At 63.7% G+C, this 11959-nt stretch carries 7 protein-coding genes and 1 tRNA gene; 6 read left to right on the top strand and 2 right to left on the bottom strand.

Going from position 1 to position 11959, the window contains the following annotated elements:
- Window positions 1-35 precede the first annotated feature (35 nt).
- From ACP7BL_RS12690 to ACP7BL_RS12680, 3 genes are all read left to right on the top strand, one after another.
- A tRNA-Arg gene (locus tag ACP7BL_RS12690) sits at window positions 36-112 on the top strand.
- A gap of 85 nt (window positions 113-197) precedes the next feature.
- Window positions 198-2822 (top strand): TonB-dependent receptor, encoded by a 2625-nt coding sequence (locus ACP7BL_RS12685; RefSeq protein WP_426258492.1) that lies wholly within the window; start codon window positions 198-200, stop codon window positions 2820-2822.
- 248 nt (window positions 2823-3070) lie between these two features.
- Window positions 3071-5629, top strand: coding sequence for a TonB-dependent receptor (locus ACP7BL_RS12680; RefSeq protein ID WP_426258491.1), 2559 nt, complete (start codon window positions 3071-3073; stop codon window positions 5627-5629).
- Window positions 5630-5681: 52 nt separating this feature from the next.
- Here the strand turns inward: ACP7BL_RS12680 and ACP7BL_RS12675 are convergent, their stop codons facing one another.
- Window positions 5682-6461, bottom strand: a complete 780-nt coding sequence (locus ACP7BL_RS12675) for a response regulator (RefSeq protein WP_126845239.1) — start codon at window positions 6459-6461, stop codon at window positions 5682-5684.
- A 186-nt stretch (window positions 6462-6647) separates the two neighbouring features.
- On the opposite strand from ACP7BL_RS12675, the gene ACP7BL_RS12670 reads away from it, so the two are divergent.
- Window positions 6648-7367 carry a response regulator gene (locus tag ACP7BL_RS12670; RefSeq protein ID WP_426258490.1) on the top strand — a complete coding sequence of 240 codons (720 nt, stop codon included), beginning with the start codon at window positions 6648-6650 and terminating at the stop codon, window positions 7365-7367.
- Window positions 7364-8713, top strand: coding sequence for an ATP-binding protein (locus tag ACP7BL_RS12665; RefSeq protein WP_426258489.1), 1350 nt, complete (start codon window positions 7364-7366; stop codon window positions 8711-8713). The genes ACP7BL_RS12670 and ACP7BL_RS12665 overlap by 4 nt, the downstream gene beginning before the upstream one ends.
- Window positions 8714-8792: 79 nt before the next feature.
- On the opposite strand, the gene ACP7BL_RS12660 is transcribed toward ACP7BL_RS12665, so the two are convergent.
- Entirely contained in the window at window positions 8793-9116 is a 324-nt protein-coding gene (locus tag ACP7BL_RS12660) for a hypothetical protein (RefSeq protein WP_010407883.1), read from the bottom strand.
- A gap of 244 nt (window positions 9117-9360) precedes the next feature.
- On the opposite strand from ACP7BL_RS12660, the gene bamA reads away from it, so the two are divergent.
- A complete protein-coding gene (bamA, locus tag ACP7BL_RS12655) occupies window positions 9361-11943 on the top strand; it encodes an outer membrane protein assembly factor BamA (RefSeq protein WP_426258488.1) in 2583 nt (860 codons plus the stop codon).
- Window positions 11944-11959 lie beyond the last annotated feature (16 nt).

The raw sequence follows: 11959 nt of genomic DNA, 5'->3' as shown, positions 1-11959 counted from the left end.
TGCGCCGCAATCCACGCTACAGGCGAATCCGGTGCGCGCCCGTAGCTCAGTTGGATAGAGCAAGGAGCTTCTACCTCCTCGGTCGGGGGTTCGACTCCCTCCGGGCGCGCCAATTTTCTGCCATGCGCAGCACCCATCGGTCCGAACCGCCGCGCGGAAATCCATGCGAAACAAACCGATTCTAGCGCGCGTGGCGTATGCACACCACACCCCGCCGCCTGGTCCGCCACACCCCACCCGCGCTGACGATGTTGCTGCTCGGCTGCAGCCTGACATCGCTCGCTTATGCGGAGACGGGCGCTGCGCCCGTGCCCGAACCCGCAGCGCCCGTGCAAACAGAGGCCACGAACGACGACATCGTCGTTACCGGGCGGGCGCTGCCCGGGTCGGTCATCGGCGACATCCCCCCCGAAAACCGGCTGAATCCGGCCGATGTCGCGGCATACGGCGTATCCACGATTAGCGAATTGCTCGATGCGCTGGCCGACCAGACCCAAAGCGACCAGGGCCGCGACAGCAGCAGCGCGCCGGTCGTGCTGGTCAACGGCAAGCGCATCTCGGGCGTCAACGAAATCGGCGATTTGCCGACCGAATCGATCCTGCGCGTCGATATCCTGCCTGAAGAGGTCGCGCTGAAATACGGCTATGACGCGCAGCGCAAGGTCGTGAACATCATCTTGCGCCGCCGCTTCATCGCGCGCGTTGCCAATCTCACGGGAGGCCTCGCAACCGAGGGCGAGGGCGAGAATGGCGCAGCGGTGCTGAGCTACGTCCGCATCCATGACAGCGATCGCTTCAACCTGTCGGCCAAGGCGGTCGCCAGCGCGCGGCTATTGCAAAGTGAGCGTAACGTGACACCTACCAACACCCTGATCGACGACACCGCATACCGCACGCTCAAGCCGACATCGCGCAGCTACACCCTGAATGGCACCTATGCGCATCGCCTGTCCGACACCATCACCGCGTCCTTCAACGCGAACGGCGGCTATCAAACCAGCGACGCGTTGAACGGCCTGCCGACTATGGCGGTTGGCAGCATCCTGTCCGACGAGGCCTTGCGCCAGCATAGTGAAACCGCAACCGCGCATGGCGGTGCCACGCTCAATGCCGATCTGTCCAAGAACTGGCAGGTCTCGGCGATCGGCACCTTCGACCATAGCGATACCCGCACGGCCACCGACACCGCTTCGCGCACCCCGCTTGGCAGCACACAGCGCCAACATGCCAGCTCGATCAGCGATGCCGGAAGCGGCAGCGTGGTCGCAATGGGCAAGCTGCTCACACTTCCGGCGGGGCCTTTACGCACCAGCTTGCGCGTGGGCGGCGCGTTCAGCGCGCTGGAATCGGACAGCACGGGTGTCGATGCCAGCAGCGCGCGCACCTTCAACCGCTCCGAATTCAATGCGCAGGCCAGCCTCGACGTGCCGCTGACCAGCACCAAGGCGCACTTTCTGGATACGATCGGCACGCTGTCGGCGAACGTCAATGTCGGCACGACGCGGCTTTCCGATTATGGCGCGCTGGGCACGCTCGGTTACGGCCTCAACTGGACCCCGCGCAAGGGCATCAGCATCATCGTGTCGATGAACGAGGACCGCGTTGCCCCGACGCTCGAGCAACTCAACGCGCCGACGATCACCACGGCCAACGTGCTGGTGTACGATTACAGGCGCGGCAAGACAGTTTCGGTCACGCAGATCAGCGGTGGCTCGTCTGCGCTCGCCGCCGACGATCGCCATGTGTTCAAAGCCAGCCTGTCGGCAGCGGCGATCGCCCGCACCAGGACCAAGTTGACGCTGAGCGCGAATTACATCGACAGCCGCACCGACAATGCGATCGGCAGCCTGCCCACGCTGTCGGCGGCGGTCGAGGCGGCGTTTCCCGATCGCTATATCCGCGATGCGTCGGGCACTCTGGTCGAAGTCGACGCACGCCCCGTGAACTTCGCGCGTGAATACCGCCAGGAAATTCGCTCCGGCCTGACCTTTTCGGAGGTCCTACGCCCGGCAAGGCGGCCGCAGCCTCCCGCCAATTGGCACCCGCCCGCTGGTTTCCCGCCACCCGGCCGACCGATGGAGCCGCCCGGTCACGCGGTCGCCGACGACACACCCGAATCCGACCGTACCGCCCCCGGCAAAGATGGCGACGATATCGTCGTCGAGGGTCGCCGGTCGACTCGCGATACGTTCGCCCCACCGCCGCCCGGTGATGGCGACGGCCCGCCGCCCGGTCCCCCACCCGAGGGAATGGGTCCGCCGCCCGATGGCATGGGACCGCCCCCCGGCGGCTTTGGCGGCCCTGGAGGTCCGGGAGGGCCGGGCGGCCCTGGTGGCGGCGGCGGTGACAACAGTCTGCGCCTGCAATTCTCGGCCTTCCATAGCTGGTACTTCCGCGACCGGCTGGTGCTGCGTGACGACAGCGCGACGATCGACTTGCTCGACGGCGGGTCGACCGGCACCGGCGGTCAGCCGCGCCACGCCGTGCAAGTCGACGCCGGTATCATCGACAATGGCGTTGGGCTGCGCCTGAGCGGCAACTGGAAAAGTGCGACGACGGTCACCACCACCGCAGACGCGGCCGGATCGCTGCATTTCTCGGCGCTGGCGACCTTCGATCTGCGGATCTTCGCCAATCTTGAACAACGCTTTCCGGGTCAAGCCTGGGCGCGCGCAACGCGGGTCAGCCTGGCGATCGGCAATATGCTCGACACCCGCCAGACCGTTCGCGACGCAAATGGGGCCACGCCACTGCTGTACCAGCCGGACCTACTCGATCCGCTTGGTCGCACCGTCAGCCTGTCGCTGCGCCGTCTGTTCTGACGCTCCCGGACCGCAAAATCCGCGGGGCAAAATCTTCTTCAACAACTACAAGCAACGTATCGGTAAATTCTACAGGACTTGTAACATTACGAAACAATCTGTGTCTATAATAATACCATCCGCCGGATAAACTTCTATAAAAATCTTCGAAATAGCCATTGTCATTTAACCTTCATAAGAACTCTTCACCGAATTATTGACAGCGAACGATACAACGTTCCGCTGCGCAGTTCAAAAAAGGGAAGACAATGCGCAAAGCTCTTATGTATAGTGCTGCCATGGCGGGGCTCAGCTTGCCGACGCTCGCAGCAGCCCAATCGACCGGGTCGATCGATGCCGAAACCGACATCGTCGTCAGTGGCAAACGCGCGACGGGCATTAACGGCATCGAAATTCCCGACACGCCCAAGGCAAAGGCGGTGCTGACGCAGGACTTCATCGCCCACCGCGTTCCGGGCCAGTCGATCCTCGACACGATCAACCAGATCCCCGGCGTCAATTTCACCAATAGCGATCCCTATGGTGCGTCGGGCGGGCAGCTCCGCATTCGCGGCTTCGACGGCGCGCGCGTGTCGCTGACCTTCGACGGCATTCCGCTCAACGATTCCGGCAATTACGCGATCTATTCAAACCAGCAGCTCGACCCCGAATTGATCGAGCAGGTCAACGTCAATTTCGGCACCACCGATGTCGATTCGCCGACCGCGAGCGCATCGGGCGGCACGGTCAACTATCGCTCGCTCACCCCAACCGACAAGATGGGCGCAATCGCGATCTATTCGCACGGCACCTATGACATGAACCGCGTGTTCGGCCTGTTCAACACGGGTGTATTCACCGCGTTCGGGACCAAGGCGTGGTTCTCGGCGAGCAAGGAAACATACGACCAGTATCGCGGCTATGGCAGCCTCGACAAAAAGCAGTTCAACGGGAAACTGTACCAACCGCTGGGCAGCAATGGCGACTTCATCTCGATCGCGGGCCATTACAATGAGAACCGCAACAGTTCGTACAGCAACCCGTCGCTGTCCAACATCCGTTCGGTGCTGGGCACCTCGGTCGTGCCGTCGACGATCAGTTCCTCCAACCCCTACACGCTGTCGCTCAGCAAGAGCCAGTATGACGCGCTGTATAACAACACTTCCTCCGCCTTCCTGTACGATGCGAGTTGCTCACTTCCCTCGGCAAGCGGCGTCAACGGCACCAGCCAGAGCGACAAATCGGCCTGCTCGAACGTGGCCGCGACCGCGATCAACCCGTCCAATACCGGCAATGTGCGGATCAACTCGCGCATCACGCTGACGCCCAAGCTGACGCTGACCTTCGACGGTGCCTATAGCTTCACGCGCGCCAATGGTGGCGGATCGACGGTGCTGGCGGAAAGCAACGCCAATGCCACCAACGCTGCCGGGACCGCGGCGGCTTCGGGCGTCTATAGCTATCAGTTCCAGCGCCTCGGCGCGGGCACGGCGAGCGGGGTCGACATTAACGGCGATGGTGACACGCTGGATTATGTGCGGGTCTATTCGCCCTCGAACACGCGGACGCAGCGCTTCACCGCGATTGCCAATTTGCGCTATGAGTTCGACGCCGACAATGCGGTGCGCTTCGCCTATACGTGGGACCGCGCACGCCATCGCCAGACCGGCGAAATGAGCCTGCTCGATGCGACCGGCCAGCCCTATAATGTGTTCAGCGCGATCGACGGCGTGAGCGATTATGCCGTGGTCGATGCGGCCGGCAACGTGCTGCAGAAGCGCAACCGGCTGTCTTATGCGATCCTGCATCAGCTTTCGGGCGAATATCGCGGGTCGTTTCTGAACGAGAAGCTGAAGGTCGCGCTGGGCGTGCGTGCGCCGTTCTTCCGCCGCAACCTGACCAATTATTGCTACACCATCCCCGGCAGCACCAGCGATGCCTATTGCACGTCGCAGACCGCGGCGCAGGTGGCCGCCAATGCAACCACGGCGACCTATGGCCTGCCGTACAACAACCGGGTGAAGACCTATAACGCCATATTGCCCAATATCGGCCTGACCTATGCCGTTGCGCCGCACTTGAGTGCCTTTGCCAGCTATTCCAAAGGCTTCTCGGCACCGCGCACCGACAACCTATATGCCTTCGATGACGTCAAGATCAAACCGACCGGTGCGGTGAAGCCCGAAAAGACCGACACGGTCGACCTTGGCCTGCGCTACACCACCGCCTTGATCCAGGCGCAGGTGGCGGGCTGGTACACCTATTACGACAATCGCATCATCTCGACCACGACCGAGCTCGAGGGTGGCGGCACGCTGACCACCGATCGCAACGTCGGCGCGGTGAAGAGCAAGGGCGTGGATGCCAGCATCGGCATCGCCCCCGTGCAGCATCTGTCGATCTACGGCTTCGGCTCGTTCATCGATGCGCGGTTGCAAAGCGATGTCATCAACCCGACCACCGGTCTTGTCACCGCCAACACCGCCGGCAAGTTCGTCGTCGAGACGCCGAAATGGCAATATGGCGGGCGCGTGCAGGTCGATTTCGATCCGATCGCAATCGGGCTGCAGGTCAAGCATGTCGGCCGCCGCTATGCGACCGACGTCAACGACGTGATCGCCCCCGGATACACCACGGTCGATCTCGACGCGCGGGTCGGGCTGAAACAGCTTGGGCTGCCGCAGACCTATTTCCAGCTCAACGTCGCCAACCTGTTCAACGAACGCTATTTCAGCAATCTGACGACTGGCACCGACTCCACCAGCACGACGCGCTACACCTTCGGGTCGCCGCGCACCTTCGTGGCCTCGATCCACTTCGGCTTCTGATGCGGCGGCGGGGCGGATCGCACCGTGCGGCCCGCCCCGCATCTGCCTGGCTTCAGGCCACCCGCGCCTCCACGCGCGGCAGAAACAAATACCCCCGGTTGCGCACCGTACGGATGATCTCGTCGCCGCCATTGACCGACAGCTTGCGCCGCAAGCGGCTGACATGGACGTCGATCGTGCGGTCGTTGCAATGGGGATTATCCCGTCCGGTCAGATCCGCGAGATTTTCGCGCGAGTGGACGACTTGCGGATCGCGCAGAAAGATGGCGAGCATGCGATATTCGGTTTCGGTCACGGCCACGATTGCTCCGCCCGGTGCCGTGAGTTTGCGGCGGCGTGAATCGAAGGTCCAGCCGGCGAACGCAAAACAATCGGTCGGCGCGGGTGCCGTATGACCGACGCTGATCGTACCGCCACGCGCCGCCGTCGCCGCGCGACGACGCAAGACCGAGCGAATACGCGCCATGATCTCGCGCGGGCTGGAGGGTTTCAGGACATAATCGTCGGCCCCCATCTCCAGCGCGACGATGCGGTCGATCTCGCTCGAAATGGCGGACAGCATGATGATGCCGGGCCCGTCGGCATCGTGCATCAGCGAGCGCAGGATCGAGAGCCCGTCCTCGCCCGGCATCATGATGTCGAGCACGATCAGGTCGCATTCGCGCCGCTCCAACCGGTCGCGCAGGGCAGCACCATTGGCGACGGCCTCGGCCCCGAAGCCGTTTTCGACGAGAAATTCGGTGAGCAGCTCGCGCACGCCGGGATCATCATCGACGATGACGATTCGGGCTCCGCTTGGGCTGGAGATTGCAGTATTGGCGCTAACTGTCATGGTCGAGAAACTCCGAAAGGAAACACGCTGCGGCGACGAACTGCGCCCCGCGCATGGGCTGCGTTTTTTTCCGCCCTGTTTCCGGCCATGTCTCCGATGTTACAAAGCGACGCCGCTGCGCACGCGGCGGCCCGGACATGCCCTGACGGACATATCCCGGACACATCGCAGTCGCACCGCCGCGCGATGACCCCGGCCACCCCGCCCCCGTCCGACTCGCCCACCCTGCTGATCGTCGATGACGACCATGCCATTCGCTGCTTGCTGACCGAAAGCCTCGGCCAGCACGGCTATCGCGTGGAAACCGCAGCCAGCGCGCAGGAGATGGACATGGCGCTTGCCCGCCACCCGATTGCGCTCATCCTGCTCGATATCATGATGCCGGGGGAGGACGGCATTTCCGCATGCCGCCGCATCGCCTTGCGCGGTGGGCCGCCGATCGTGTTTCTCAGCGCGCTCGGCGATGAACCGGACCGAATCCTGGGCCTGGAAATCGGGGCCAGCCATTACCTCACCAAACCGTGCAGCGCGCGCGAAGTGCTGGCGACCGTTCGCGCGGCGCTGCGTGCCCGCGACGGTGCCGCCGAAGAACCGCGCCACTATCGCTTCCTCGATTGGCGGGTCGATTTCGCGGCGCGCGAGTTGATCGACGGCAGCGGCATGCTGGTCGATTTGACCGACGGCGAATTTTCGGTGCTGCGCGCTTTCGTCCGTCGCCCGCGCCGGGTGCTGACGCGCGATGCGCTGCTGGAGGATGCGCGCGGCCCCGATAGCGAGGCCTATGATCGTGCGATCGACGTGCAGGTCAGTCGCCTGCGCCGCAAATTGCGGGCGCGCGACGACGAGATCATCCGCACCATCCGCAACGAAGGCTATTATTTCGTTCCCAGCGTGACCCGGACGTGACCGCCGACCGAACCGTCGACCTGCGACGCTCCTGGCCGCTGTTCCTGCGCATCTTCAGCTTGATGCTGGGGACGGTGATCCTCGTCCAGTTGCTCAATTTCGGTGCCTTCCTGCTGATGCCGCCGCCCGCCCCCGTCATCTACACGACGAGCCGCATCGCGATGGTCGCGCAGTCCGGTCGCGATCCGACCAAGCGCCTGGCGATCGAGGAGACCGGCACCCCACCCGGACCGAGCCACGACGCCCGCGATCTGGCGCTAGGCCACCTGATCGCGACCGATCTGCACCTTCCCGAAACGGCGGTCGTCGTGCAATCCGATCAGCACAAAGGGCCGACCATCATCGGTGCGTTTCACCCGCCCCCGCCGATGGGCATGGCAGACGAGCGTCGACGCCACCGCGCGATGGATGACGCATTGTTCGGCGATTTCAGGGTTTATGTTCAGCAGCCCGATGGCCGTTGGCATGTGATCACGCCGATCGACCACATGCTGAGCCCGTGGCGGATGCGCTTCGTCCTGTGGTTTGTGCTGGCGGCGGTCGGCATTGCCCCGCTGGCATGGGCGATGTCGCGCCGGATCGCCAAGCCGATCGCGCTGTTCGCGGCGGCCGCCGACCGGCTCGGTCGCGATCCCCGCGCCGCACCGCTCACCTTGTCGGGCCCATCCGAAATCGCCGAAGCGGCGGCGAGCTTCAACCAGATGCAGGAACGCCTCAACCGCTATGTCGAGGATCGCACGACGTTGATCGCTGCGGTGGCGCACGATCTGCGCACCCCGCTGATGCGGCTGTCGCTACGTCTGGAAAAAGCCCCCGACGCGATCCGCCTCGCCGGGGAAGACGATATTCGCGAAATGAGCGAGCGGATCGGCGCGGCGATGGCCTTTGTCCGCGAAATGACCCGCCACGTCCGCCGCCAGCGGCTCGACTTGCGCTCGCTGGCCGAAAGTGTCGCGACCGACGCGGCCGATCGGGGCGGCGACGTTACGCTCCTGCCGGGGCCGGCGATCAGCATGGAGGGCGACGCCCCGTCGCTCAAGGCGCTGCTCACCAATCTCGTGACCAATGCCGTGCACTATGGCGGTAACGCGCAGATCGCGCTGCGCCGCGAGCGCGATGTCGCGATCGTCGAAGTCAGCGACAACGGGCCTGGCATGGTGCCGTCGGACCTGGTCCGCGCGTTCGAACCGTTCTTCCGCGCGGAACGATCGCGCAATCGTGACACCGGCGGCACCGGCCTTGGCCTCGCCAGCGTGCGCGCGGTGGCCCGTGCGCATGGCGGCGAGGCCAAGGTCGAGAACCGACCGACCGGCGGGCTGCTCGCGCGGGTGACGCTGCCGGTCTGAGCAACCGCTCCGCGCGAGGCCCCGGTTCAGCGCAGCAAACGCCACCAATGCTGCGCGACGAACAACATTGCGCGCAGCATCATTGGAACGTCGCCCCGTCAGCCAGCACTTTGGACGGGCTGAACCCCTGCTGCTCCAGGAACTGGTTGAGCCCGGTCACGAGTTCCAGCGCCGCCGTCGTGGTCAAGGCGACGCGCCCGACGACGACCCGCTCCAGCGCGGGCTGCGGACGACTATGATCGCAACGCGCGCTTTCCAGCGTCAGCACGATCACGCCATTGAGGTTGGCCAGCCCCGAATAGCCGGTCGCGAAAATCTCGGGCGCAAACGGGTTGTCGATATAGGGGGGCTGCTCGGGGAGCTGCGGCGGAGGAACGAGCGGACTCTTGATGGCAACAAACATGGCAAGCCTTTCACTACATGCGCGCCGGATGGGGACAGCGCGCAACGGTCTGGTGCGCTCCCCAAATGTCCATCAAATGTCCCGCACTTGGCGGCCCTGACATACGGCGACCCGCCAAGCGCGCCGATCGCCGCCGCGCGACCATATGTTTTGCGGCCGACGTATCGGCGCGCGTGTCGGCAAAATCCGAACATCCACCGGACACATCCCCTGCCTAGCCCCGCCGCTGGTTGGAGATGCACTGATGTTGTTTGTGTTGGGCGTTGGCCCGATCGTTATCGCTTCCGCTGGCGTCGCTGTTACGCCTCCCCCCCTCCAGACGCCGCCACCGCCTCACCCCGCTGCGATAGCGCGCACGATCGCGTCGCTTCAGGTCGAGGGCGCACAGCGGTTCGAGGCGGAAACCGTGCTGTCCTACACCAAGCTGCGGGTCGGCCAGGCCTTCAGCAACGAAACGCTCGATCAGGCGATCAAGGACCTCTACGCCAGCGACCTGTTCGCCGACGTGTCGATCAGCGGTGCCGAGACCGGCGCGATCGTGCTGCGGGTGCGCGAAAACCCGATCATCAACCGCGTGCTGTTCGAGGGCAACAAACGGTTGAAGGAGGACAAGATCGCCAAGGAGGTGAAGCTCGCCCCACGGCAGATTTTCACCCGCACCGCCGTGCGCCAGGATGTTGCGCGGATCGTCGAGCTCTATCGCCGCCAGGGCCGCTTCGCCGCCGTGATCGAACCCAAGATGGTGTCGCTCGACCAGAACCGCGTCGATCTCGTCTTCGAAATCAGCGAGGGGCCAAAATCGCAGGTCCGCCAGATCAACATCCTCGGCAATACCGTCTTCCCCGACAGCAAGCTGCGCGAACAGATGGCCACGAAGGCGGCCCGCCTCAAAACCATGCTGAGTTCCAACACCAGCTACGATCAGGACCGGCTTGCCTATGACCAGCAGAAGCTTCGGCAGTTTTACCTGACCGAGGGCTATGCCGACTTCAAGGTGATCTCCGCCGTGGCCGAGCTGACGCCGGACAAGAAGGACTTCATCATCACCTATGTCGTCGAGGAGGGCAAACGCTACAAATTCGGGGATGTGACCGTCGACAGCGACATTCGCGACTTCGACAATAAGCGGGTCGCCGCCAACCTCGGCATCACCAAGGGCGAGTGGTATAACGCAAAGCGCGTCGAAACCGCGGTGGACTCGCTTAGCGCCGCAGCCGGTGCGCTCGGCTACGCATTTGCCGACGTCAATCCCGATTTCCAGCGCGACAAGGACACGCTGACGATGGGGATCAATTTCCACATCGCCGAGGCCAAGCGCACCTTCGTCGAACGCGTCGATATCAACGGCAACACCCAGACGCAGGACAAGATCATCCGACGCGAGATCCGGCTGGCCGAAGGCGACGCCTTCAGCAATTTCCAGGTCAAGCGTTCGCAGGATCGCATCAATTCGCTCGGCTATTTCCAGGACAAGTTCGAGATCAAGCAGACCGAGGGCTCCGCGCCTGATCGGGTCGTGCTGACCGCCGACCTGCAGGAAAAATCGACCGGCGAGCTGTCGCTGTCGGCGGGCTATTCGAGCCTTGAGAAGTTCATCATCCAGGCGTCGATCACGCAACGCAATTTTCGCGGCAAGGGCCAGGAGTTGCGCGCGAGCGTGAGTTACTCGACCTATTCCAAATCGGTCGAACTGGGCTTTACCGAACCGTATCTGTTCAACACCAACATCGCGCTCGGCGGCGACATCTTCCGGCGCGACTATCGGTCGTACAACACGATCGGCGACAGCACGACGACCACGTACAAGCAGGTATCGACCGGGTTTCAGATCCGCGCAGGGCTCCCGCTCAACGAATATTGGACCGCGTCGGCCCGCTATGGCCTTAGCTACGAGCAAGTGTCGCTCGACCAGGCGACCTATTACACCAACGGCGTCTGCGACGTCGCGCTGGCGGGTTCCTATCTTTGCGACGCGATCGGCAATCGCTGGACATCCTCGATCGGCTATTCGTTCATTTTCGACAGCCTCAACAACCGCCTCCAACCGACCAAGGGCTCGCGCCTGTCGATCAGCCAGGACTTTGCCGGGGTGGGCGGCGACACGCGCTATCTGCGGTCGACCATCGTCGCGGCGAAATATTGGGGGCTGGGCTCGGGCTTCGTGCTCAACGCGCAGGCCGAAGGCGGCCATATCATAGGCATCGGGCAGGATGTGCGGCTGACCGACCGCTTCTTCCTGGGCGACCCGCAACTGCGCGGCTTCGACATTCGCGGGGTCGGGCCGCGTGTCATCCGCCAATATTATGACACGTCGACCGTCCCCGCGACGCTGACCGCAGCCAGCAACAACACCTCCGAAGCGCTTGGCGGCGACACCTATTATCGCGGTCGTCTGGAGCTTGAACTGCCGCTTGGCGCTGGGATGCGCGAAATGGGCCTGCGTCCGTCCATCTATGCCGATATCGGCGCGGTGTTCGGTGGCGTAAAGACCCCGACGCTGGCCGACAGTTGCGCCGCCGCGATCATCGCCGGTGTCGCCTGCACCACCTCGACCCGGCAATATACCAATAGCAGCGGCGCGTTGCTGTACCTCGATTCGAGCGGCAACACGACCACCACCAATACCGGTACGCCTTATACCTATGCGTTGAGCGCCTATCGCGAGAGCTATGCCGGCAACAGCCCCAAGCCGCGCGTCTCGATCGGCATTGGCGTCAACTGGAATTCCCCGTTCGGCCCGCTCCGCATCGACCTCGCCAAGGCGCTCCTCAAGCAAAGCGGCGACGATACCAAGCTGCTCACCTTCAACGTCGGCGGCCAATTCTGAAGCCGCAATACCAAAC

Source organism: Sphingomonas sp. DC1600-2, from assembly GCF_049897605.1.
GTDB lineage: Bacteria > Pseudomonadota > Alphaproteobacteria > Sphingomonadales > Sphingomonadaceae > Sphingomonas.
Note: the sequence above shows the minus strand (reverse complement) of the source record. Positions and strands in the feature narration are given on the sequence as shown.

Excerpts from the sequence above, each read along its gene's own strand:
- ACP7BL_RS12685 (WP_426258492.1), top strand. The coding sequence starts at position 198 with ATGCACACCACACCCCGCCGCCTGGTCCGCCACACCCCACCCGCGCTG.
- ACP7BL_RS12680 (WP_426258491.1), top strand. The coding sequence starts at position 3,071 with ATGCGCAAAGCTCTTATGTATAGTGCTGCCATGGCGGGGCTCAGCTTG.
- ACP7BL_RS12670 (WP_426258490.1), top strand. The coding sequence starts at position 6,648 with ATGACCCCGGCCACCCCGCCCCCGTCCGACTCGCCCACCCTGCTGATC.
- ACP7BL_RS12675 (WP_126845239.1), bottom strand. The coding sequence starts at position 6,461 with ATGACAGTTAGCGCCAATACTGCAATCTCCAGCCCAAGCGGAGCCCGA.
- bamA (WP_426258488.1), top strand. The coding sequence starts at position 9,361 with ATGTTGTTTGTGTTGGGCGTTGGCCCGATCGTTATCGCTTCCGCTGGC.
- ACP7BL_RS12660 (WP_010407883.1), bottom strand. The coding sequence starts at position 9,116 with ATGTTTGTTGCCATCAAGAGTCCGCTCGTTCCTCCGCCGCAGCTCCCC.